Raw genomic sequence first — 24536 nt, 5'->3', positions numbered from 1 at the left:
CTAGAATGTCAGTAATAATAAAGAAGTGCAGCCGTGAAGATTTACAAATACTACAGCAAATTAGCGTTGAAACATTCAATGATACTTTTAAATATCAGAATTCACCTGAAAATATGAAAACCTATTTAGAAAAAGCATTTAACTATAAACAGTTGGAAAAGGAATTGAGCAATATTTATTCAGAATTCTTTTTCATCTCTTTTAATGAAGAACTTGCCGGATATTTAAAGGTAAACATCAATGATTCCCAATCCGAAAAAACAGGTGATGATTCACTCGAAATTGAGAGGATCTATATAAGAATCAAATTTCAAAGAAAAGGGCTTGGAAAGTATCTAATAGACAAAGCAACGGACGTAGCCATGATACAAAACAAAAAGATGATCTGGTTAGGAGTTTGGGAAAAGAATGAGAAGGCCATTGATTTTTATAAGAAAATCGGTTTTGTTCAAACGGGAGCTCACTCTTTTTTCATGGGTGATGAAGAACAAATTGATTTTATAATGACCAAAACACTCGCCTGAAAGTTATTCCTAACTGTGCGATTCCCTTCATTTTGCCCCTTACAAGGTGCTGAACACGATATTACGCAGCTTGCGCGTAATTGTCATCGTGCCGGCATCTTTTTTTTGGATCATAAATAGTATAGTCAGACCTTCTTGAGGACTGTTGCTGAAGTACGCCCCCAGCCAGCCGTCCCAGCCGTATTCACCTTGGCCGCCGATGAATCCGGCTTTTCCGCTGTCGGTCATGATGCGCATCTGATTGCCGTAGCTATGTCCACGCAATGTATGCCACGTATCGAAGCCTTTTTGCTGCCAATCGGTTAAAGCTGCAGAGGTTAAATATTTAACTGTTCTAGGCTTCAATAGTTGAACACCTTTTAAGCTGCCTTGATTCATTAGCATTGTTGTGAATTTGGCGGAATCGTCAATCGTAGAGACAAGTCCCGCTCCGCCCGACTCAAATGCCGGATCAAGGTCCATCTGATGGCCAATGCCCAGGTGGCTTTCCGCATACAGCTTCAAACCGCCTTCACCATCATCCTGATAGGTTTTCACAAGGCGTTCTCTTTTTCCTTCAGGCAGCCAGAAACCGGTATCTTTCATTTCCAGCGGCTCAAAGATTTCCTTTTTCAAAAATTGCCCATACCGCATGCCGCTAACCGCTTCCACAATCGCGCCAAGGACGTCTGCCGATGTTCCGTATTGCCAGTACGTTCCCGGCTCGAACGAAAGGGGGCCTTTACCTAGGCAATTTGCAAATTCCATTGTGCTCATCGCGTTTTCACTGTACAAACGGCTGCCCAGTTCTTGGAACAAAGCATCTGTTTGCTGTCCGGCTTTGTCCGTTCCGCCGTATACCAATCCCGATGTCATGTTCAGCAAATCGTGAATGTTGACTTCGCGGCTGACAGGCACCAGTTCGCCGTTTATCTCGACCTGTTGGTTTTGGAAGCCCGGAATATAGCGGCTGACAGGATCGAATAAATCGATATCCCCACGCTCGAGCAGCATCATGACGGAAGTGGCGGTAATCGGCTTCGTCATCGAATATAAACGAAAAATCGAATCCCTTGTAATAGGACGTCCCGACTCGAGGTCAGCCAAGCCGTCTTCATGGTAAAAAACTTCGTTGCCGTTTTTGATCAGCATAAAGTTCGCTCCTGCGATTTCCTTGTTGTCGATACTTGCTTTCAGCATTTTTTTCAATTGGTTGGTTATGTTTGACTCCAGCATGTCACTTATGTCTCCTTCTCGAATAACTTCACTTTAACTAAAGCAGATGTTAACCATTCGTCATAGAAAATATTAAGCGCTTTCGGACAGATTGTATAGTGCCACGGCGGAACGCAATCCGGTTAACCTGCAAAACGAATACAATATAACTCTTATGCCACCGAATAGTTTGTATAAGATATGGTGTCTCCACGGCATTATTTGGGGTATATTGGAAGGAGTAAATTATGGAGGAGAAAAACAAATGTCAGATGTAGTGGTCCGGATACCCGTTGAATCGTGGTCAATAACGGAATTGACGAAGGAGACATATTGCTGCTGTTTCCAGCCTGTACAGATTTGGGGAGACGATGTTGAGGTTGAAATATTCCTGCCCACGGCAATCGGAACAAAGGAAATGGCAAAAGATGCAGCTATAAGTGCCGTTCCTTTGCTGGAGGAGGAGCTTGCCTGGCTTCAGATGAACAAGGGAGAACTCAGTAAGGCGATGGAGTGGGCTAAAGAGCGGGCCGAGGAATGGATTTGTGATGACCCGGATTTTGTTGAGCTATCGGACAATGAAGGCTATGTGGAGCTGGATGGGGAAACTGTGTGCGTCCCTATTTCGGATGAAGCTTTTTTAAACAGCTTGTTTCTATGGAGTGTTGTTTTTGAGCAGGTAGATGGTGCCGGTTCGTTTAAGATGTCAATTGAGCTTGGGAACAAACCGGATTATTTTGCCGGACATCGGATACATATGGACATAGATAAACAGAAAAATTTTGTAAGCCAAGGTTTATAAGGAGGATGAGGGCATATGACAGAGAAGGCAGAGACACTGTGGCAGCGCATTATTTCAAAAGGCAACCGGAATACTCCGGGGTACGAAGCGAGTTTGAATTTACAGCCTGGCGCTAGCGGGGAAGAACTTGATGGGCTTGCCAGTACGCTGGGGGTTATACTTCCCCAAGAGATGAGGGACTTCTACAGCATATATAATGGTCAGGATTGGGAAGCAGGCTCGGAGTGTTTTGTCCGAAATCTAACGCTGTCGCCGCTTGAACAGATTATCGAGGATTGGGAATTTCTAAATGAAGAGTTTGATCCGGATGACATGGAACCGGAGATTGCCTCACAGATCAAGCCGTTCCTGTGGAATCCACGGTGGATCCCTATTGCCAGCAACGGGGGTGGCGATCATCTCTGTGTAGACACAGACCCTTCAGAAGAAGGGACCTTTGGGCAATTGCTCTATTTTTATCATGACTGGGGAAACCGGTCTGTTGAGGCGGCAGGCTTGTTTGACTTTATTGAACAATGCTTGAATGAAGAGGCTTGAAAAGATAGAGGTATATTCTGCATGAACCATAAAAAATGGTATCCTCAAAAAAGTGAAGGGGCAGCATAGCCTTATGAAACTAGGACATATAATGATTTTCGTCAATGACATGACAAAGGCGAGATGGTTTTATTCTGAATTACTGGGTTTGCAAACACTGTTAGAGCAAGAAAATAAGCTTGTTTTTGACCTTGACGGCTGTCAGCTTATAGCTTTTAAGTGTGAAAAGACCAAAGAAATTGGAGATTATTCAAACGAGGCTAGAACAGTTTTGGTGTTTGAGGTCGTGTCCGTTGAGCAAACTTATAAGGAAATGAAGGAAAAGGGTATTCGATTTTTGCATGATAAACCTACTCAAGGGCGATATGCTGCTTTCGTTGATCTGTTTGGTAACGTGCATGAAATCGCTGAATCGTTCGATTAAGAGTCGTTAAAGTAGCGGCAGTCTAAAACTTTATTTTCTCGTCCAAGACTGGCGCTGTTTCTATTATTGGGCTCAGTCCCCAGTGAACGAGTCGCCACATACCTTGGCGAACAGCTCTTCCTTGGGAACTACCCGGTTTTTGTGCCGGGCCATTTAACAGACACTTAAATTTCTGTAAATTGAACACCCATTAGTGTCATGGTGGCAATATCTAACGCGGTGTCAGTTGCTTCTTCTGGGAAGCTGACTCCCGGTTTAGGTGAGGTTCTTCCATTTAATTCGAAAATTCGCTCAAGTTGAGTCAATGTACTGGCTGCCGTAAGATGTGCTTGACCTAGAGGGTCCGTAACACGGATTCTATGTATCTTTGAATTAGTTTTTATAGACAGAATAAATTCCTGCGGTGCGGTTGAAGTATTGAAGCTACTATGAAGTATGGACGTACGTCTCTTTAGGGACAGGCGCGCCCAAATACCACATCTCACCAATGCAGCGAATGCACGGTTTGTGAAACGGCTGTCGAAGGCCAGACGTATGGACACCCCTTTGGCAAGTCCGTTACTGACCAAGGTCATACTCTCAGGACTGCTTATACGTCGGCACTGGAAGACTTGTTCTCTGCTGAAGGAGACAGTCTTGGGATCAGAGAAGCCGGGAACGGTGCGTGCATTGCTTTGCTCCCATATTTCAAAAGGCAAATGAGCGTCAACGAAATGAGTGAAAGAATCTAGGCCGCTTTTGTCTTTTAAAGAAAGGAGAATATCGATATCGATGTTCTCCGCCGGTTCCTTACCCATAAGTATGGATGAAGCGGCAATCGTTGCGGCACTTGCCATCCAGCCAGATGCAAGTACAACGGGAGAATGGCCTTTTTCTTCGGATACCACAGCGTGGGCATCATCAATTCGTTCGATCCAGCGGGTAATATCAATGAGTGGAATCCCCCGTTTCACGGCTGCTCGCAGCAATCGATCTTCCTGATCATTGACTGACACGATCATGGCATCGGGCATATATGTCATACCTGCCAGCGGATCGGCATCAAGGATGTCGATCCGTACTCCATCAGCTTTGGGTAGAAGACGTGCTGCTGACTGTGCTTTATGAAGCCGTCGTCCCCCAATAATAATATGTACCTCGGGATAATGAATCGAAATCAACTCGCTTAATACTGTTCCTACCGTGCCATATCCACCAACGATAAGAATAGATGTATTACTTTTCTTGAAAATATGCTTACTTAATGTGTTTTCCTGAACATCTGTTGTCATCTGATGCACCTCATTTATTTTCGCTAAATAATAATAAACACTTGTATTTATTTGAACATGTGTTTATTGTAAAGATGGAGTTGTAACATTTCAATCTTCAATATCGCAGAAAGTGTTCAAATATGAACATATTATAAAAAATTGTTGAGGAGATATTGAATGAAGGATAGAAGGACAAGCAAAACGAAGCGGGCTATTCGTTCAGCTTTTTTACAGCTGTTAGAACATAAACCCTTAAATCAGATTACAGTGGCAGAAATATCGAGGGAAGCTGATTTGGGCAGAGGCACATTCTACTTACATTATAAGGATATCCGCGATTTATCGGATCAATTAGAAAATGAATTATTGCGTGAACTCGAAGAACTATATGATGCTTCTCTTCCCTGCGATACGATGGAGAATTTAATAAAGCTTACGGAAACGCTGACGGAATACATGGAGTCTAACCGTGAGGTGTTTATTCTGCTGGCACGCAGGGAACAAGAAGCAGCGACATTTCAGAAGATCAAACAGTTTTTTGTGAAAAAGTTGATCCTGGAGGACAGGCGCCCGTTTGATGAATACAAACAGACGGAGGCTATTTTCCTTGTCGCTGGGGTAGTAGGTGTATTGGAGGTGTGGATCAGTGAAGGTATGAACAAGCCGCGTCAGTTGATATCCAAGTGTCTTCATGAGGTATTAATGAAGATGGATATTTGACAGTTGGGAAGCATAAAAATAGTGAGATCGGGATACCGGATGCAGAATTCACAAAAAACAACTCGAAAGGGAGTAGGTTATGGACATCGAAAAAATCAAACAGATTATAAATTCTGGAGAGATGTATGATGACGCAGGTGATGATGTAGCAGCAGTTAGGTCACGCGCTTTAACCATGTGCCGGGAATATAATCAAAAAGTAAATACAAATGAAGGCTACGATATGTCTATATTGAAAGAATTGTTTTCAGACGTGGGTGAGAATGTATATATTGAATCTAACTTTCGTTGTGAGTTTGGATTCAATATCTCTATGGGCCACGATGTGTATATTAATCACGACATGATTATTCTTGATTGTAACGAAGTGAAAATCGGAAATGATGTCTTTATTGGGCCACGAGTGGGGTTATATGCAGCAAATCATGCGGAAGATCCCTTTGAACGGGCGGATAAAGGAGTCTATTCGAAACCAATTACTATAGGGGATCGGGTATGGCTGGGGGGAGATGTTAAAGTTACTCAAGGTGTAACTATAGGCGAAAATAGCATTGTTGGTGCTGGAAGCGTAGTGACCAAAGATATCCCTCCTAATGTCATTGCTGCAGGAAATCCGTGCAAGGTTATTAGACCGATTAAATTTTCCGATCGTCCTTGGAGAAGATAAATAATTAGCCATTGATTTTCCAGACGATCTTGAAGACATGGTTATTGATCAACTCATTTAAATGGGTTGATTTTTTTTTGTCCGAGATGGAGGGAAGCGGCTAAGGAACCCTGTTCTTGTCCAATTGCCGCGAAGCCTGACGTTATATCCCTCCATCCTTCGTTGTTTTGTAAGCGACAATTTCTCCTTTTTATGATTCAGAATGCTTGAGAGTTACAATATTTTGCTTCCAAAATGGTAAATAGGAAATATCCGTAACCAGCTTTTGAAGAGGTCCTTCCGCTTGGAATGACACTTGAGTACGTTATCTGCGGGATGGGCAGGTTGTCCCGTGATCTTTCGTTTCTTCCTCCTCACGCGGTTGTGGTCCCTCACGCTGCATAATTCGCTGAACCCGTTTGTGGTTTATGAACTCTTCTGCGCGAAGGAGTGCGGTGAATTTTCGGTATCTATACGAAAATTCATGCTGCATGCAAAGCTGCCTTGTCTTTTCCGCTGTCGGATCTGAACGCCTTTTGTCAGCAGCAGACTTCCAATGGTAATAGGAAGCTCTTGCAACCCCGAGCCATACACAGGCCTCATAATACTTACTTCTTTTCGAATGGACTCGATCCAGGTCATATGATTGGTCCTCCTCCTTTCCAACACCTTGTTCTTTAATAGTAGTTCCATTTGCTGCTTCAAGAATCGGTTCTCGTCCTTGACCTTTTCAAAGTTCCGAAGCGTGTTCCAAGCCTCTCCCATAGCTGGATTGCTTGCCCACTGGCTGCTCTAGACGATACAGTTCGCCTCCTCGATAACCATCTGTCAGTAACGTAACCATACAAAACCGCGGAGAGATAACACTGACCGAAGCGTAGCTTCGGCACTTATTTTTGACAGAGCGAACGAGGCCCAACAATTCCTCTTTGGAATTTTTTTTCTACATAAAAAAAAATTAATAACACAGAATAGTGATGCTCATAAAACAAAAGGAGGAGTTAATAACGATGTACATTCAGCCAAACACGGAAGGTATGCGTTTATCATGTCCACCACCTTGGGCGAAATCAAGCCCGTGGGGGACTCCACCGTGGTGTTCACCTAAAAGTGGGGGAACTCAGCCGGCTCAGCCACCTAGCCATTATATCTGGCCAGTCGCTATTCCGTTAATGGGATCGCTTCTAGTTCCTTGGACTCCGCCATGGGGTACACCTCCACCTTTTTCACCGAATGAACCGCGGATACCTAGAAATTATTCTTTGACTTGGCCGTATCTTGATTACTTATTTACTCAATATCCAGAAGAAGTAGATCAAATTTTTTCTATGATTGAAAAGGAAATGGAAGGTCGGTCTATACCTGATGGACAAAATGAAATAGTATCGTCTTACGCTTCGACTCTAAATGAGATTATTCCCAAAATACTCAATTCTGAAGAAGGAAAACGCATTATAGAAAAAATCAATGGTTACGATAATTCAAATCCTTCTTCTAGAGCATGGGTATTGGTAGGGGCTCTTGTGCTTGGTGGTCTTGTTGGGTGGGGCGTTTCTGAAATTTTCCATCACCATATTAGAGCGCGTTGAACTAACTGAAGAGCTTGTTGTTTTCGGATCACTCTCTATGAACACGTATAAAAAAAAGACCCGTAACCCCATTTTTAGGGATAAAGGGTCTTTTTTTTATTAGCTACGCAGGGCTATTTATCGATCTCTTGGGAAATTAATTTCAGCTTCTTAACCTTAGTTTCTGATTCTAAAAAAAGATATCCCCTAGGCATGGGATATTTGTCTGGGCGAGTAAAGAGGTGTCCGAGGACAGGTCGGATTTCACTCCGAAAAAGACCTAATCTTAATTACGGTCATAAAATCATTCTTTACCGATCATTCTAGATATGTTATATTATTGGCATGGGAGGAATACACAGATAAAAAGCCACGTTTCATTGAAAATAAATATGGCCGTCTAGACATACTGTTTTTTTTGCCTAAATAAGAACGATCGTTCTAAAATGTACTTAAAACTCATTTACACTAATCTGCATGTTATGGAGGAGAAAATATTATGAAGTATACAGTTATTACAGGAGCAAGTTCAGGGATTGGATATGAGACGGCATTGGCGTTTGCTGCACGTGGCAAAAACTTAATTTTGGTAGCTAGAAGATTGGACAAATTAGAAGAACTCAAATCAGCAATTCAGGATATTGATCCTACTGTAAATGTTATTGTTCATACAAGTGACCTGTCTGTTACAGATCAGGCCTACACACTGTATAGCAATCTAAAGGAATACCAAATTGAGACTTGGATTAACAATGCGGGGCTCGGTGAAGCTTCTTTTGTAGTAGAGCAGAATTTAGATAAAGTTGAAACTATGTTACGTGTTAACATCGAATCCTTGACGATCCTTTCTACACTATATGTTCGAGATTATGCTGATGTAGAAGGAGCTCAGTTAATTAACGTCTCATCCGCACTCGGATATACCATTGCTGTTGGGAGTGTTGCTTATTCTGCATCTAAATATTACGTTAGTGCCTTCACAGAAGGGCTTGCAAAAGAACTAGAAATGAAAGGCGCAAAACTAACAGCAAAAGTTTTAGCACCAGCTATAACGGAAACAGAATTCGTAAAGAAATCATTAGATGCTGAAAAATTTGATTACAAAGCAAACATGCCTAAGTACCACACTGCCAAACAAATGGCGGGCTTCATGGTGGATCTTTATGATAACAACGAAGGGGTAGGGATTGTAGACCAGAACTATGATTTCAATCTGAGGGGCCGAATCTATCCAATAATTTCAGAATTTTAAGTTCAGTGAACCGAATAAAGGTGAACCATGGCGTACAACTGAAGATTGTGCGCCATGGTTTTAGTCTAAAGCTGTTCGACGCTATCCCCAAATTAGCAAAGGAAGAGGATGAATATGAGAGCAGCACAAATACAGAAATATTCAAAAGTAATACAAGTGGAAATTAATGATGTTAACATACCACAGATCAATAGTCATGAGGTACTTGTCAAAGTAAAAGCTGCAGGTGTAAATCCACTGGACATCCTTAATCTGAATGGCAGTGTTCGCATGATTGCCGACTATAAGTTACCATTAACTTTAGGGAATGAACTATCTGGAATGATTGAAGCCGTCGGTGATGATGTTTTGAATTTTAAGGTTGGTGACCCTGTTTATACGAGGTTGCCGCTTAATAAAATCGGTGCTTTTGCTGAATATGCAGCCGTAAATGAAGATGCTTTATCCATCATGCCTGAAAATCTATCTTTTATTGAAGCTGCTGCAGTACCCCTTACTGCCTTGACTGCTTATCAAGCATTGCATGATGTACTCCGTGCCCAGCCGAATAAAAAGCTATTCATTCCTGGAGGAACCGGAGGATTTGGAGCTATGGCAATCCCCATTGCCAAATCAATGGGATTAAATGTTATTACAAGTGGCAGTGAAAGAGGCAAATCACGTATACTGTCGATCGGGGCTGATCAATTTATAAATTACAAGGCAGAGAATTATGCTAACATACTATCAGATATCGATTATGTGATCGACACCTTGGGTACTAAAGAGATCAAAGCTGAACTGGGCATTTTAAAACCACAAGGGAAACTGGTATCATTGAAAGCAGGACCTAATTATCGCTTTGCGGTTGACAATCATTTTCCATTGTGGAAAAAAGCATTGTTTGGCCTAGTGGGTGCTCGTTTAGATTCTTTAGCGCGTAAGAAACAAAATGAATATCGTTTTTTATTTGTGCAAGACAACGGAAGTCAATTACAAGAAATCACCAAACTTGTTGAAAAAGAAAATATCAAGCCCTCTATAGATTCAACTTATACGTTTGGTGACATTAACAAGGCGTTGCTTAAAGTGTCGACGGGCCATTCCCAGGGCAAAGTGATTGTGACCTTCTAAACAACAAGCAAACTAAGCGACGTTGCTCACGTATACTGAGTTAAAAACAAATTGTATCCATCGGCCAGAAGCAAAGAATTCGAAAAGAGGAAACAAATATGAAAATAGAGTTACATAAGCAAAGTGATATTGATACTTTAACAGATATTTGGTATAAAGGCTCAATTCAAGCACATGATTTTATCGATCAAGAATATTGGCTTTCTCAAAAAACGGAGATGAGAGATAAATACATTCCAATGTCGGACACCTATGTAATTTACAATCAAGCAGAAATTGTCGGGTTCGTTTCTATGGTTGAGGACTATTTAGCGGCACTTTTTATTGATACATCTTATCAAAAAAATGGTTATGGAAAAGAACTAATTAATTTCATCAAAATTCAAAAATCAAAAATTACATTAAAAGTATATAAAGAAAATACTTCAGCAACACGCTTCTATGAGAAGAACGGCTTTACTATTAAAGAAACTCTTTTAGATGAAAACACCAATCAGGAGGAATACCTAATGGAATGGAAGGAGTCATAAAGGATACAAGTTCTTGTCCTTTGCGCAGGACAAGAACTTGGTCTCATTGGCGAATAGATCAATGTCTAGTACCATGGATTGAACTCATCCAGAATTCGGACTCATTCTTCTTGGCGTATCAAGTCAAACAAGCAGCTTCTCCATAATCATCACGTCAGTCGGCTTTCCATCATTTTCAGCGACCAGAATCGCAAATCTTCCTTGATGTTCATCAAACCAGTTATTTATGAAGGGACGATCTTTCGTTTCTTCTTCAAGAGCAGCAATTCGATCTTCGATGCCTTGATTGTAAATGTGAAGAATATCCTCTACATCTGCATACGTTGCCCTCCGAACGGTACTGTTCCGCATATCCCATAACCTCCAAATCAGTTTAAGATTTTACTGCTTTGATAACGGCTGAAACAATGTATTGATCAACATTGGCACCGGGAACCCAGTCTTTAATAAATGTTCTGGACTCGTCTTTAGGCTCAATCCTGATCTCGGTAAAGCCGCTTTCCCGAAGCATCCCTTCAACAACTGCAATGGAAGAAGCACCGGAGATGCAACCGGAGTAGAGTTCATCAAGATCATTTTTAATTTCAGGTGGAAGCTCCGCCGTAGTTACGATGTCCGAGATGGCCAGACGACCGCCCGGCTGAAGGACACGGTAGGCTTCACGGAACACCTGTTGTTTATCTGGCGAAAGATTAATAACGCAATTGGAGATAATCACATTTACCGAATTGTCGGAGACGGGAAGATGCTCAATCTCACCCAAACGAAACTCAGTGTTCATAAATTTTCCATTAATAGAGTTCTCCCTTGCGCGGCTGATCATCTCAGGTGTCATATCCACACCGATTACATGGCCTTGGTCACCTACCTGCCGGGAGGCCAGGAAACAATCGAATCCGCCACCGCTCCCGAGGTCCAGAACATGTTCACCAGCCTGCAGTTCAGCAATAGCTTGAGGATTGCCGCATCCAAGGCCTAAATTGGCACCTTCGGGGGCTGCAGCCAGCTCTTCACTGGAGTAGCCCATTTTAGCGGAAATGGCATCAAAATCAGAAGGGGAGTCACAGCAGCTTTCGGCTGGGGTGCAGCAGGAAGAGGCAGCTTCGACCTTTTTTACGGCGATTTTTTGGTAGCGGCCCCGTACATTCTGGCGGATCTGGTCGTTTGTCATTTGGGTCATGATTGAACACTCCTTTAAAGGTTTGGATTAGTTTACACGTTATATGTTGAATCAACTTGCAAAATGCAAGTATAAGTCAAGAGAAATCACCCTTTTACTGGTGCACAGCAATTGCTGGATTTCCCCATAGCTTCGTTGAACAGCTTAATCGAACGCAGTAAAGTTTCTACTTCAAACTCACTCATATTCGAAAAAGCTTCATCCAGGTAGGCGTTCATTTGATGATCAATCGTTGTTGCCACCATTTTCCCTTCGGGAGTAAGCGCCAGGGTATAGACTCTTCGATCTGCCTTGTCAGCTGTTTTTGTAACCAGTTTCATTTTCACCAAAGATTGGACTTGTCTGCTAAAGGTTGTAATATCGGTCCCGAGTGTTTCAGCAACCTGTTGCATGGAGGGACTATGGCTCCGATCAATTTCATACAGCAGATGGCTTTGGGCTGCGGAGAGATTACATCCGCCTACGCTGCAGCAATCTTTATTCAGTAATCCTAAACGCCGGGTCATGATTTGGAATAATTCTCGTGGGGTTTCCATTGTTATCACCTCTTGACTTTAGTTATATCGTAATTACTTGTAAAATGCAAGTGTATGTGAATTCGGGGTATACAATTTACTCCTGATTCCAAACAGTCCTCTCTACTATGAAAAAGGTGCCAACTGTTGTTTGCTGCGAACGACATTTAGGTTATTGATTATATAAGCTTATAATTATATAATGATGTTCGAGGCCGATCAAATTTGTTTGAAGGGAGAGCTGAGATGCGTGCGGTATAGACACTACTGGAGGGTAAAGACTTGGTAGCTCTTGCAAGCCTTATCTTTATAGTCACATTGATTTTTGTCATTTGGCAGCCTAAAAATCTCTCGATAGGATGGTCTGCCTGCAGCGGGGCGATACTCGCTTTGCTTTTCGGGGTAGTCAGCTTTAACGATGTTCTTGATGTTACTCTGATTGTCTGGAATGCTACCTTAGCATTTGTGGCGATCATTCTGATCTCGTTAATTCTCGATAAAATTGGTTTTTTTGAATGGGCTGCCTTACATATGGCAAGAGCCGCCCGTGGGAACGGAACCCGGATGTTCATCTATGTCACCATTCTTGGAGCAATAGTAGCCGCATTTTTTGCCAATGATGGTGCGGCGCTCATCTTAACTCCAATTGTGCTGGCGATGGTCCGTGCACTCCATTTTGACGAGAAAAAAGTATTTCCGTTCATCATTGCCAGCGGGTTCATTGCCGATACTACATCATTGCCGCTGGTTGTTAGCAATTTGGTGAATATCGTATCGGCTGATTTTTTTGGACTAACCTTTATGGAGTATGCCGGGCGGATGTTAATGCCAACCTTATTTTCCTTAGGGGCAAGCATTATCGTGCTCTATCTCTTTTTCCGTAAAAGTATTCCAAGGAACTTTGACAGCTCACAGCTGAAAAGCCCTGAAGAGGCCATTAAGGACAAACAGATGTTCAAGCTGTCCTGGGTCGTTCTTGCTGTTCTGCTGGCGGGATACTTTGTTAGTGAATTCCTGAACATTCCTGTTTCTGCGGTGGCCGGGATCGTCGCCATATTTTTCCTGATCATGGCAAGAAGAAGTCCAGCTGTACCGACAATGGAAGTGGTGAAGGGCGCACCTTGGGCGATCGTATTCTTTTCCATCGGCATGTATGTCGTCGTGTATGGGCTGCGAAATGCGGGCCTTACGGATGTATTGGCTAATACCATTCAGGCTGTATCGGAACAAGGGTTGTTTGCAGCTACGATGGGGATGGGCTTTATTGCCGCAATCATCTCCTCAGTAATGAATAACATGCCTACCGTTATGATTGATGCCCTGGCCATTGAGGCCACGCATACCTCGGGACTAATAAAGGAAGCCCTGATTTATGCGAATGTCATCGGTTCTGACTTAGGACCGAAGATTACACCGATTGGTTCACTGGCTACCTTGCTGTGGCTTCATGTGCTTTCGACCAAAGGTGTGAAGATATCCTGGGGAACGTATTTCAAAACAGGTATAATTCTGACGCTTCCCACGCTTTTCATCACACTGCTGGGCTTATATATAACATTGATCCTATTTTAAAACTAAAGGAGATTATCAATCATGGATAAGAAAACCATTTACTTTTTGTGTACAGGAAATTCCTGCCGGAGCCAGATGGCCGAAGGTTGGGCAAAAAAATACCTGAGTGACGAGTGGAATGTATACAGTGCTGGCATTGAAGCTCACGGTTTAAATCCAAAGGCTGTACAAGCCATGAACGAAGTGGGTATTAATATTTCGAGTCAAACCTCGGATATTATTGATCCGCAGCTGCTGAACAACTCCGATCTCGTGATTACTTTATGTGGAGATGCCGCAGATAAATGTCCAATTACCCCTCCCAAAGTGAAACGTGAGCACTGGGGATTTGATGATCCAGCGAAAGCGCAAGGAACAGATGAAGAAAAATGGGCTGTCTTCCAGCGGGTGCGTGACCAGGTGGGCGAGCGAATCAAACAGTTTGCTGAAACTGGTAAATAATCATTCCTTTAAAAACCCGCGCCAGGCGCGGGTGTGCAGAAAAGGGGATAACTGGATACTAATTATGGGCAGAATAAGTATAATCTCTCTTGCAAACCTTGTAAGACTTCTTCCGGCAATTCCCTAACCTTTATATCCCCACCGAGAAAAAGTAGCCAATTTGTTATTTCGTTCAATTCTTCGGGCTTGTTAACATTGATAAAAGTCTTTAGAACGGCTGTGGTCTGGTAAGGATTCGTATAGGAGATTGAAACCTTTAAAGGATGGTATTTTTTGAACTGGGCAATCGCTTTTGGACCAAGCTCAAGGACCAGGTTGATTACTTCTTCCTGCTTACTTAGCTTTTCTAAAATCTTTTTCTTACTTAATCTTTTTTTCGTCGGGTAGGGTATGACACTAGTGAGATGGTCGACAGGAAAAATCTGCTTTTTTTCTTCTTTCAAGTCAAAACCTTCGATCAGCCAAAGGCTTTTTTCACGATAAAGGTGCAAGAGATAAATTGGATAAGACTTTATTACCTTCTCTACTTTGATAGTAATCAATAAATAGCTGTCCGAAAGAAGGATTTGGATCAGTTTATCTAACATCGGATGGGGGAGGTCTGAAAGATCAAGCAGGTCGGGATTGTTGGGGTTGGTCCCTTCAAAAAGCAAGCTTTGATTTAGAAGAAAAAGCTCTTCTTGCTGGTTTTCTGAGATGAGGCCCAGTAATTTTTCAGATAAAGACTGACGACTCTTTAGATAGGGAAGTTGTTGATTTCTAGTGGCCATAAAGGCAATAAAAAGGGCTTTGACCTCATTATTGGTAAAGCGAACGACGGGAAGTACTGAGTTTCGCATGACAAAATAACCCCCATCCCGTCCAACTTCAGCGACAAGCGGCATCCCCAAGGCCTCAATTTCTCTGATGTCTCTAATAGCTGTCGAACGGGAGATGTTAAATTCCTGCATGATTTCTGAAATTGTAAAGTGGGCACGGTTGTTGATATACCGCATGATGATATTAATCCGTTCAACTTTTTTCATCAGACTCCTAAACAGTATCATTTTTTGACATGATTTAAGGCTATCATATACTTATCAAGTGAAGAAGACAAATCATTTGATTAATTTAACAAGAAGGAAGGTTTTGAATATGGCACAGTATACCTTAGAAGAAAAAGACAGCTTTACCGTTATAGGTTTAGGAACGGAGCTTACAAGTGATTACACAGACTATGCTGGCATAAACAAGGAAAAGTCTGATTTTTGGCAGGCCGTCACCCAAGATGGAAGGCTTGATTATTTAAGAGGTATAGCCATAAATGACTACATTTTTGCCGTGAACGAAGCGGTGAATAGCAAGATGATGCATTATGCTGGCGTCATGACAGAGGCCGCTGCACCAGAAGAAGCCAGAGTTATTCAATTCCCTAAGGGGGAGTACCTGGTTGTTAAAGGGGAAGCGAAGACGGCTGCTGAACTGAATAATAACCTTGCCGGCCTTGCCTTTGGTCAAGCCTTGCCGGAAGCAAAGAATGTAGCCTATGTTGGCGGGCCAAATACAACGGTTGAGATGGGGCAGCGAAACGGATTAGTTTTTGGTGAAATGTGGATTCCTGTTATAAGGAAATAAAGAGTATAGAAGGAGGCATAGGCATGTCCTATATCGTTGATTTTAAAAATGTGTCTACGATTGGTTTAGAATCTTCACCTGTAGTAGAAACGCTTGCCGGCTTACGTGCGAATGAAGCCCGTTACTTTATGAATAAGTACAAGCATGAATTTACGGTTGTCCCAGCCAGCGAAAGCCAGGAAACCCTTGCTTATGTGAACCGGATTTTGAAAGAAGAACGTGATATTGAGTTTGCGGCCAAACCTTTAGAAACATCGCGTTTTCAAGTGGAAAATATCCAATTTGCCTATGTCTTTTATGAGGATGGTCTTGCGGTCAATGTCATGTATACGGTGGATGACCCTAAGAAACGGGCAGTTGGTTTTAAGCTTTCTGAGGGGATGGAGGTCCCAAAGGAGTTAGAAGCAAAGTTTAAGTTTGCCAGGCAGAAGTCTAAACTAGCTGGAACAATTCGGGGTTCGTTTTTTGTAATTAAAGGAGAATATTAAAGTAATTAATAACCCGCGCCCCGCGCGGGTTTTGTATTTTAAAAAAAGTTGTTTTATCGGCCTACTACGGAAGAAGGATATTTCAATTATAGTTGTTTTTCACCATCCTGTTATCGGCAGGAACTGGTAAACTGTACATATATTGAAGGAGTTTGGACAAAAGTTATTATAAATACGTTATAGCCAAAGGAGAGATGTTATCACTTATAACGAGGTTGTTAAAAGCGTTGATGCATATTTACTACCATTAATATCAGAGTTATACGGGTTGGAAGGCTATGAAACCGGTCTGGTTAAGGCACATGACGGAGGGCGGAATGTCGTATACACCTGTGAGAAAGAGGGCGCCGACGCAAAAATACTCAGAATCGCTTTCTTACCGGACAGGAGCAAGGAAGATTTTCTGGGAGAACTTGAGTATATCAGGTATTTATTCGAGCATGGAGGAAGTGTCTCGGATGTAGTCAGCTCCAGGAAGGGGAATCTGCTGGAAGAGATCACCCACAATCATCATATCTTTTTTATCAGCCTGTTTAAAAAGGCCAAGGGGAAAATGCTTGTAGAAAATAATTATCAGTACCGGGAAGGCGCTCCAATTACCGAATATTATTATAATTGCGGTAAAGTCCTGGGGAAACTGCATCAAATATCGAAAGAGTATACTCCTATCCATCGCCGTTATAGTTTTTTTGACAAATACAATGCCGAATATATTGATAAACTGATACCGGATTCCTTATCTCCGCTTAAGGAGAAGTTGGTAGAGCTCCTTAATACCTTAGAAGGGGTAGACAGGAACAAAGAGTCTTTTGGGTTGAACCATTTTGATTACAACGATGGGAATTATTCGATAGATTTTGATACCGGGCAAATAACCGTATATGATTTTGATAATTCTTGTTACTGTTGGTATATGTTTGACTTGGCCAGTATCTGGGGAAACGGAATGGGCTGGATACAATCTGAACCAGACGCCGGTAAACGTAAAAAGTTTATGAAGGATTATTTTGAAACAGTCCTCGCAGGATACAGATCTGAGACCAAGATCGAAAATTCGATGTTGGATACATTGCCCCTGTTTATTCAAGCAAACTTCTTGGAGAATATTATAGATGCGTTCGAGGTAATGCGAAACAACGGCGAAGAGCCGGAGTGTGATGAGGAACTGTCGTATCGTATAAAATGCATGGAAGACGATATCCCGTATTTCGGATTTTTCCATGAGATTTATTCGTGTGAAGAACCTTTTCAGTATGAGGAGCGAGATATTTAGTCATTTTGTGCATCAGAAGCCGCCATATTGACGGCTTTTTTTTGTTTTTATGTTATAAGTTCTTTTCCAAAATACCTATAGTTCAGAACCAAGATAAATGCAAAAAAGTCGAATGTAGGTCTAAAATGCGTTTTATTGCGAAGAACATCATTCCATTATTTGATACACTTTGTGCATATTTGGATGCGGGGTTTGACCCGCTCAATATGAAAGACATGACCGGAGATGCAGTGTCAGGATGAAGTCAAAGTTGCACAATTCAGATACGGTCAAGAAAGGGGGGATCATCACAAGACTGAGCAATGAGAACATATTGAAGATAAGAAGATTGAAGATTCGCTGTTATGGCGGTTTCATGTTCGGATTTTCCCCTGATTTCTAAAATGAATTTTAGATAAATAGGAGGAGTTAAGTACATGAGTATAAAAGCTATTTCCATCAAGAAACCGGTGCTTGCATTTTTCATGTCATTTCTAATGGTATATTCGCTTGCGATTCCCCCTTCTCCGGGATATGCAGAGTCAGCGGGCAGTCAGACCGCCCGTCAGGCGGAGTATCTTGACCGCGGTCTGGTTGCGCTTCTGGCCGACAACGGCGTGTTCTTGAGCTGGCGGTATTTAAATACGGATCCAAATGCAATCGCTTTCAATGTGTATAAAAACGGATATAAAGTCAATACGGCGCCCATCAGCGATGCCACGAATTATGTGGACACAACAGGCGCAGACAGCTCACAGTATCAGATTTCCGCCGTCATTGCCGGCAAGGAAGAAATGCAGCCGGAGACGGTATCGGTGTGGCATAATGATTATTTACCCATTCCGCTGGATAAACCGGCCGACGGCCGAACCAAAGACGGGGGCACGTATTCCTATTATGCCGGTGATGCTTCCGTGGCGGATTTGGATGGCGACGGCGAATTTGAAATCGTTTTCCTGTGGAGTCCAAGCAACTCGAAGGACAATTCCCAGGCAGGCTATACCGGCAATGTCTATATTGATGCCGTTAAACTTGATGGCACCAAGCTCTGGCGGATCGACCTGGGTGTCAATATCCGTGCCGGAGCTCATTATACCCAACTGATGGTATATGATCTGGACGGCAACGGCAAAGCCGAGGTCGTCGTCAAAACAGCGGATGGAACGAAGGACGGTCAAGGCACCGTGATCGGAGACGGAACGAAGGATTACCGTAACGACGGCGGGTATATCCTGACGGGCCCGGAATATCTTACGCTGTTCGACGGACAGACCGGAGCAGCCGTGTCCACCGTAGAATATGAGCCTCCAAGAGGCGATGTAAGCGCATGGGGAGACGGATACGGCAACCGTGTAGACCGGTTCCTGGCCGGTATTGCCTACTTGGACGGCGTGAAGCCAAGCGTAGTCATGGCCCGCGGCTACTATACGCGCACCGTGCTGGCGGCTTATGACTATGTTGGCGGCAAATTGGTGCAGCGTTGGACCTTTGACACCAACGAGGCCGGGGCTCAATATCAGGGACAAGGCAATCACAATTTAAGTGTGCTGGATGCCGACGCTGACGGCAAAGATGAAATCATGTACGGCGCGCTTGCGATTGACGACGATGGAAGCTTGCTGTACAGCACCGGACTCGGCCATGGCGATGCGATGCATGCCGGCAAGCTCGATCCGAACCGGGACGGCTACCAGATCGTCAGCGTGCATGAACATACGAATGCCGAATACGGGCTGGAGATGCGTGATGCTGCTACAGGAGAAATTATCTGGGGCCAGTATACAGGGAAAGATACCGGCCGCGGAATGTCGGCGGATATTGATCCGAATTATCCTGGTTACGAATCCTGGGCATCCACAATTGTCAACGGACAGATGGACCCCTTATCCCGCGGATATGCGGCGAACGGAGAAGTCATTTATGAACAGAATGAAGTGCCGCGAAGTGCAAACTTTGCGATCTGGTGGGATGGCGATCTCCAGCGGGAGCTGTTCGACCACGAATGGAACAACAGTACAGCGAAAGGTATTCCGCTCATTTACAAGTGGGATTACGGAAATAAGCAGCTGAAGGAAATCTTCCGGGCAGCAGGGAGCTTGACCAATAACCACACCAAAGGAAATCCGGCCCTTCAGGCGGATATATTGGGCGATTGGCGCGAGGAGCTTCTGCTGCGCAGTGAAGACAGCACGGAATATAGACTTTATACGACGACAATTCCGACGGGCTACCGGATTCCCGCGCTGATGCAAGATCCGGTATACCGGCTGGGTGTAGCCTGGCAGAATGTAAGTTACAACCAGCCGCCTCACACGGGATTTTATCTCGGGGCGGAAGCGACGGAATTCCCTAAAGCGAATTTGGCTCTTACCGGCGAAAAAGAAGTGCCGGAGCAGGTCTATCACTTTGATTTCGGTACAGACCCTGCCGCTGGTACAACCGCCGTGCAGGATACACTCTATGCACAAGCTACGGGTTACGGATTCGAGAAGACAAGCGGAATTACGGTAGATGCAAACCATGTATCTCTACCGGAGAACACCAAATTCGCCGTAGACCTGCCCAATGCCAATTACAAGGTAACGCTCAAACTGGGGGATGATGCACGCGACTCGAACGTAGGCGTCAAATCCGAATTCGTTCAGAAGCTGGCCGTGACCAGCGTGAATACGGGAGAACCCCGGGTCTATTCTTATGACGTTGCGCTGGTAGACGGCCAGCTGGAGTTCATCTTCTCCGGCACGGCCATTGACGTGCAGGAAATCATCATCGAGAAATACCCGGAGAAATCACCGGGAGCCGCGACGACGATCTATTTGGCCGGTGATTCGACGATGCAATCTTATAGTAGCATGCAGGCTCCGCAGGAAGGCTGGGGTCAGCAATTCGGACGCTATTTTGCAAATGGAGTAGTGGTCCAGAATGATGCGATCGGCGGCAGAAGCAGCAAATCGTTTATGGTTGACGGCCGTCTGGATACGATATTAGAGCGGATCAAGCCGGGAGATTTCTTCTTTATTTCCTTCGGCCATAACGACGCCAGCGCAGGCATTCCGGACCGGTATGCATCTCCGGCGGATTACAAAACATATTTGGCCCGTTATGTGAACGGCGCCAGACAGCGCGGTGCAACACCGGTGCTGCTTACTCCGGTAGGGCGTAGAGATTTTAATACAGTTACTCAAGAATTTAACGTAAGCTTCCCGGAATACGTTAACGCTGCCAAAGAAGTAGCGGAAGAGCTGGGCGCGCCGCTGGTTGATTTGAGCCAGTTAAGCGTTACGTATTACGATAAGATCGGCCTGAATGCTACGGAGAAAATCTTCCTGTACGCCAATCCGGGCGAATATCCGAAGTATCCGAACGGCGTGGGCGATAATACGCATTTCAGCAGCTACGGTGCGCAGGTCATTGCCGCATTAGTTGCGGGAGCGGTGAAAGACATGGATTTAAGCATTTCGCCGTATGTCATTGACCCGGACATTTTGGAACCCGAGCCGGAACCGGAGATCCAGGTCTATAAGGAAAACTTTGAGGGCGATCCTGCCGCCTCCAAATATGCGCTGGTCAATGCCACAGGTATCGGAGGGCAGATGACGGGAACGGTCGCAGAGCAGAACGGGAACAAGCTGTTGTCCCTTAGCGGTTCCGGCTCCGGACACCGGGCGAAAGTGTTCCGCCTGTTCGATGCAGTGAATGGCGACATCGTCAATGTCAATTTTGACTGGCATTCCGGCAATGTGGGCGCATCCCCGTCGGAAGGACATCTGTCGCTCCAGGATACGAACGAGAACATTATTTTCACTCTGTTAACAAAGACCGGCTTCACAAGTCCAGATACAAAAATCCATTATTTTGCAGGCCCATATACAGCAGACTATGGTACCGGCACCTCAGCTGTACCGGAAGGCGGCACAGCCACAAACATCCTGAAAAACCAGTGGGTCAATGTGGATGTCAATATAAATTTTGCCAAGAAGACGATAGATTTGACGTTGACTAGCCTGGCGGACCCCAGTGTCACACAGACGATCGAGGATATTCCGATGAATCCCGGCGTCTACGCCAATAACGCAAGGGCTCTCCGCTTCCTGGGAACGAGAAAGGGCGGGGGAGGCACACTGAACTGGACCACTCAGATCGATAACGTGAAGATTGAAGGGACGAAGCTGCCGCCGGTTGCCGGCGATCAGAAGGCATTGATTGCGCTTCATGACAAGGTGAAAGCATTGGATCTGTCGGCTTATACAGAAGCATCCAAAGCGGTGCTGAATAAAGCTTTGGCGGCTGTGGAAGCGATCATCGGTACGGAAGCGACGCAGGCCCAGGTCGACCATGCAATGAACATGCTGACGGTCGCAAGGGATTCGTTGACAAGTGAACTGGCAGGCGAGATAAGCGAGTACAAGTTTGATTTTGGCTCTGGAATCGCTGCTGAAGGATACACGAAGGTAGACGCCAAAAGAGCTTACCTGGAAGGAAACGGCTATGGCTTTGCCAATACCGCGCTAGTCCAGGACGAGAACCGGGAAACCGGGGATGACCTGAAGGAGGATTTCACCCGCGTGAACGGCACCTCTTTCCTGGTAGAAATGGAACCGGCCAATTACCGGGTAACAATGACTATTGGCGATTCGCAAGAATCCACCAACGCAGGGGTTATTGTAGAACAAATGCCAAAATTGCCGGTTACAACTGTACCGAAGGGTGAATTCAAGGAAATTTCATATGACATCGCCCTGATTGACGGCGTCTTTAACTTTGAGTTCTCAGGCAGCACACCAAAGATCAACGCGCTGAAGATTGAGCGTCTGCCGGGCAACAGTGCGGGTGATCAGCCGGTTATTTATCTGGCAAGTGATTCCACGGTGGCCAATTATGCGGAAAGCTATCGTCCGCAGGCCGGATGGGGCGAAACGCTTAAAGGGTACTTCGATCTGGATCAGATCAGTATCGATAACCGGGCTGTAAGCGGCCTAAGCAGTAAAACCTTCCTCGTAGGCGGATATCTCAACAACATTCTGCTGGGCATTCACGAAGGGGATTATCTGTTCATGCAGTGGTCCCATAATGATTCCACACCATCCCGCCCTGAGCGTTACCTTACACCTGAGCAGTTCAAGGTGTATCTGAAAGATTACATTAACGGCACTGTACAGAGAGGCGGAATTCCGGTTCTGGTTACGCCGGTCAACCGACGCGATTTTACCGGAGAAGTATTGAACAAGAGCTTTCCGGAATATGTGCAGGCAATGAAAGAGACGGCGCAAGAAACCGGAGCATTACTGATCGATCTGAATCAGGCCAGCTGGAAATATTTCCAGGAGCTTGGTCCTGAGGGCACCAAATCTATTTTCATGTGGGTAGGTACAACTGAAGATAATACCCATCTTCAGATGAACGGTGCGGTCAAGGTATCCGAGATGGTGGCACGGCTTGTGCAAGAGCTGGATATTCCGCTGTCTGACCTTGTCATACTGGAAGAGGAACCATCGGATACGACAGCACCGCATACGACCGCGGCAGTAGAAGGAGAGTCGCAGAACGGGTGGTATACTTCAGCGGTAAAAGTAACTTTTACCGCGACGGATGAAGACCCGGGAGTTGACACGACCTATTACCAAGTCGATGGCGGCGAAATTGAGAGCGGCACGCATCTAATTCTGAGCGATGAGGGCAATCACACTGTGACCTACTGGAGCGTTGATCTGGACGGCAACAAGGAGACCAAACAGTCGCTTTCGGTGCCGATTGATCTCGCACCTCCGTCCATCGCGATTCAGGGTCAAACGGAATACACTATTGATCAACACGTAGACATCACTTACACGTCCGCCGATACGGCCTCCGGCGTGGCCGAGCCGAATGGCGTAATGTTGAATGCCCCGGCTTATACGCTGGAGCCAGGCTTGAATTCAGTAACTGCAGCGGTCTATGACCGTGCGGGCCGGGAGAGCAGCGTTGACTTCAACTTCGGAGTTACTGCTACCTTCGTAAGCCTGGCAGAGCTGACACGCACCTTTGCAGCCGAATCGGAAGACCAGGGTGCAGGAGCGGTTGTTGAACAGCTCGCCGGTAAGCTGCAGCAGGCTGAACAATCGGCGAATGCTCGTGATGGTAAGAAGGCGCGCCAGCTGCTCGCGGCATACGGCAATGAGGTTGATGCCAGCAGAGATACGGTATTTACGGCTGAACAGGCAGACGCGCTGCGTAAGTGGGCCGCATGGCTCAGCCAGGCGACGCCGCTGGCGAGCAGCGCTCCAGGTACTCCAGTGTTGTCCGATAATAACGGGCACGATACGGGTCTGAGAGACGGAGATTACATTATTACGATGAATCTCTGGTGGGGCAATAACGGGACCCTTTTCAAGCTGTACGAGGATGGCAAGCTGATCAAAGAAGTGCCTCTGGCTGACCACTCTCCATCCGCCCAGTCCGTGCAGATTGATGTTACCGGCAAGCGGAACGGTACGTATGTCTATACCGGTGAACTAATCAATTCACTGGGTACGACGAAAGGTTCGCCGCTGACTGTGACCGTCACCGATGCATCCCCGGGGCAAGCGGTATTATCGAACGACAACTGGGATGGAGACGGTAGTTTTAACGTCAGTATGAATCTGTGGTGGGGGACAAATGCTACCGAATATGAGCTCTATGAGAATGGAGGTCTGGTAGACACGCAAACTCTGCAGGCTCATACCCCCGGCGCCCAATCAGCAGTAACAGTAATCTCCGGAAAGGTTCCGGGAACCTATGAATACGAGGCTGTGTTACGCAACATGGCGGGTGAAACCAGAACGGCGAAGATGATCGTAACGGTCCAAAAGTAACTGGATCAGGCTCGACAAATGCACACAAAAAACGGCTGCTAAATGATCGGCAGCCGTTTTTTTGTGTTGATATAAGTA

General features: G+C 44.9%; 23 protein-coding genes. 16 read left to right on the top strand and 7 right to left on the bottom strand.

The genetic code is table 11. The features are described 5' to 3' along the window. Positions 1 to 5 precede the first annotated feature (5 nt). The gene (locus NYE29_RS26795; protein WP_076113921.1) at positions 6 to 524 is read left to right on the top strand and encodes a GNAT family N-acetyltransferase; all 519 of its coding nucleotides are present in this window, start codon (positions 6 to 8) and stop codon (positions 522 to 524) included. Positions 525 to 563: 39 nt separating this feature from the next. On the opposite strand, the gene NYE29_RS26790 is transcribed toward NYE29_RS26795, so the two are convergent. Beyond that, positions 564 to 1739 carry a serine hydrolase domain-containing protein gene (locus NYE29_RS26790; RefSeq protein ID WP_340898195.1) on the bottom strand — a complete coding sequence of 392 codons (1176 nt, stop codon included), beginning with the start codon at positions 1737 to 1739 and terminating at the stop codon, positions 564 to 566. A gap of 244 nt (positions 1740 to 1983) precedes the next feature. Between NYE29_RS26790 and NYE29_RS26785 the strand changes: the two genes are divergently transcribed. From NYE29_RS26785 to NYE29_RS26775, 3 genes are all read left to right on the top strand, one after another. After that, positions 1984 to 2520 carry a DUF2262 domain-containing protein gene (locus NYE29_RS26785; protein WP_340898194.1) on the top strand — a complete coding sequence of 179 codons (537 nt, stop codon included), beginning with the start codon at positions 1984 to 1986 and terminating at the stop codon, positions 2518 to 2520. A 15-nt stretch (positions 2521 to 2535) separates the two neighbouring features. Next, entirely contained in the window at positions 2536 to 3057 is a 522-nt protein-coding gene (locus NYE29_RS26780) for an SMI1/KNR4 family protein (protein WP_340898192.1), read from the top strand. 73 nt (positions 3058 to 3130) lie between these two features. Then, positions 3131 to 3481: a VOC family protein gene (locus NYE29_RS26775; protein ID WP_340898191.1), complete on the top strand. Its 351-nt coding sequence runs from the start codon at positions 3131 to 3133 to the stop codon at positions 3479 to 3481. A 164-nt stretch (positions 3482 to 3645) separates the two neighbouring features. Here the strand turns inward: NYE29_RS26775 and NYE29_RS26770 are convergent, their stop codons facing one another. Next, positions 3646 to 4752, bottom strand: a complete 1107-nt coding sequence (locus tag NYE29_RS26770) for a hypothetical protein (protein ID WP_076113916.1) — start codon at positions 4750 to 4752, stop codon at positions 3646 to 3648. 159 nt (positions 4753 to 4911) lie between these two features. Here NYE29_RS26770 and NYE29_RS26765 point away from each other — a divergent pair, with 159 nt between their 5' ends. Together NYE29_RS26765 and NYE29_RS26760 are read left to right on the top strand one after the other, a co-directional pair. Next, positions 4912 to 5454 carry a TetR/AcrR family transcriptional regulator gene (locus NYE29_RS26765; protein WP_340898190.1) on the top strand — a complete coding sequence of 181 codons (543 nt, stop codon included), beginning with the start codon at positions 4912 to 4914 and terminating at the stop codon, positions 5452 to 5454. A gap of 79 nt (positions 5455 to 5533) precedes the next feature. Next, the gene (locus NYE29_RS26760) at positions 5534 to 6121 is read left to right on the top strand and encodes a sugar O-acetyltransferase (protein WP_340898189.1); all 588 of its coding nucleotides are present in this window, start codon (positions 5534 to 5536) and stop codon (positions 6119 to 6121) included. 304 nt (positions 6122 to 6425) lie between these two features. Here NYE29_RS26760 and NYE29_RS34650 read toward each other — a convergent pair whose 3' ends face one another. Further along, positions 6426 to 6737, bottom strand: coding sequence for an IS3 family transposase (locus NYE29_RS34650; protein ID WP_445322221.1), 312 nt, complete (start codon positions 6735 to 6737; stop codon positions 6426 to 6428). Between the two features lie 373 nt (positions 6738 to 7110). On the opposite strand from NYE29_RS34650, the gene NYE29_RS26755 reads away from it, so the two are divergent. The 4 genes from NYE29_RS26755 (at position 7111) to NYE29_RS26740 (ending at position 10563) form a co-directional block, all read left to right on the top strand. Beyond that, the gene (locus tag NYE29_RS26755; RefSeq protein ID WP_144024475.1) at positions 7111 to 7689 is read left to right on the top strand and encodes a hypothetical protein; all 579 of its coding nucleotides are present in this window, start codon (positions 7111 to 7113) and stop codon (positions 7687 to 7689) included. Positions 7690 to 8167: 478 nt separating this feature from the next. Then, entirely contained in the window at positions 8168 to 8920 is a 753-nt protein-coding gene (locus NYE29_RS26750; RefSeq protein ID WP_076110914.1) for an SDR family NAD(P)-dependent oxidoreductase, read from the top strand. A gap of 114 nt (positions 8921 to 9034) precedes the next feature. After that, positions 9035 to 10033 carry an NADP-dependent oxidoreductase gene (locus tag NYE29_RS26745; protein WP_340898184.1) on the top strand — a complete coding sequence of 333 codons (999 nt, stop codon included), beginning with the start codon at positions 9035 to 9037 and terminating at the stop codon, positions 10031 to 10033. A gap of 98 nt (positions 10034 to 10131) precedes the next feature. Then, positions 10132 to 10563, top strand: coding sequence for an N-acetyltransferase (locus NYE29_RS26740; RefSeq protein WP_340898182.1), 432 nt, complete (start codon positions 10132 to 10134; stop codon positions 10561 to 10563). A gap of 123 nt (positions 10564 to 10686) precedes the next feature. On the opposite strand, the gene NYE29_RS26735 is transcribed toward NYE29_RS26740, so the two are convergent. The 3 genes from NYE29_RS26735 to NYE29_RS26725 form a co-directional block, all read right to left on the bottom strand. Then, positions 10687 to 10914, bottom strand: coding sequence for a GNAT family N-acetyltransferase (locus NYE29_RS26735; protein WP_340898181.1), 228 nt, complete (start codon positions 10912 to 10914; stop codon positions 10687 to 10689). Between the two features lie 22 nt (positions 10915 to 10936). Next, complete coding sequence (locus NYE29_RS26730) at positions 10937 to 11743, bottom strand: arsenite methyltransferase (RefSeq protein WP_340898179.1); 807 nt, start codon at positions 11741 to 11743, stop codon at positions 10937 to 10939. 86 nt (positions 11744 to 11829) lie between these two features. Next, positions 11830 to 12279, bottom strand: a complete 450-nt coding sequence (locus tag NYE29_RS26725) for a MarR family winged helix-turn-helix transcriptional regulator (RefSeq protein ID WP_076110909.1) — start codon at positions 12277 to 12279, stop codon at positions 11830 to 11832. 261 nt (positions 12280 to 12540) lie between these two features. Between NYE29_RS26725 and NYE29_RS26720 the strand changes: the two genes are divergently transcribed. Both NYE29_RS26720 and arsC read left to right on the top strand, forming a co-directional pair. Continuing rightward, a complete protein-coding gene (locus tag NYE29_RS26720) occupies positions 12541 to 13830 on the top strand; it encodes an arsenic transporter (protein ID WP_340898176.1) in 1290 nt (429 codons plus the stop codon). Between the two features lie 21 nt (positions 13831 to 13851). Next, on the top strand, positions 13852 to 14271 hold the full coding sequence (gene arsC, locus NYE29_RS26715) for an arsenate reductase (thioredoxin) (protein WP_340898175.1): 420 nt from the start codon (positions 13852 to 13854) through the stop codon (positions 14269 to 14271). Between the two features lie 62 nt (positions 14272 to 14333). On the opposite strand, the gene NYE29_RS26710 is transcribed toward arsC, so the two are convergent. Beyond that, on the bottom strand, positions 14334 to 15296 hold the full coding sequence (locus NYE29_RS26710) for a helix-turn-helix transcriptional regulator (protein ID WP_340898173.1): 963 nt from the start codon (positions 15294 to 15296) through the stop codon (positions 14334 to 14336). Positions 15297 to 15405: 109 nt separating this feature from the next. On the opposite strand from NYE29_RS26710, the gene NYE29_RS26705 reads away from it, so the two are divergent. From NYE29_RS26705 to NYE29_RS26690, 4 genes are all read left to right on the top strand, one after another. Next, positions 15406 to 15885: a GyrI-like domain-containing protein gene (locus tag NYE29_RS26705; protein WP_340899811.1), complete on the top strand. Its 480-nt coding sequence runs from the start codon at positions 15406 to 15408 to the stop codon at positions 15883 to 15885. Between the two features lie 23 nt (positions 15886 to 15908). Then, the gene (locus tag NYE29_RS26700) at positions 15909 to 16373 is read left to right on the top strand and encodes a phage tail protein (protein WP_340898170.1); all 465 of its coding nucleotides are present in this window, start codon (positions 15909 to 15911) and stop codon (positions 16371 to 16373) included. Between the two features lie 268 nt (positions 16374 to 16641). Further along, positions 16642 to 17646: a phosphotransferase enzyme family protein gene (locus NYE29_RS26695; RefSeq protein ID WP_445322185.1), complete on the top strand. Its 1005-nt coding sequence runs from the start codon at positions 16642 to 16644 to the stop codon at positions 17644 to 17646. Positions 17647 to 18062: 416 nt separating this feature from the next. Then, positions 18063 to 24458, top strand: a complete 6396-nt coding sequence (locus NYE29_RS26690; protein WP_340898168.1) for a rhamnogalacturonan lyase family protein — start codon at positions 18063 to 18065, stop codon at positions 24456 to 24458. Positions 24459 to 24536 lie beyond the last annotated feature (78 nt).

Origin of the sequence: Paenibacillus sp. FSL M7-1046 (assembly GCF_038007405.1) — a bacterium.
Lineage (GTDB): Bacteria > Bacillota > Bacilli > Paenibacillales > Paenibacillaceae > Paenibacillus_AQ.
This window is presented reverse-complemented; position numbering and strand designations above follow the sequence as displayed.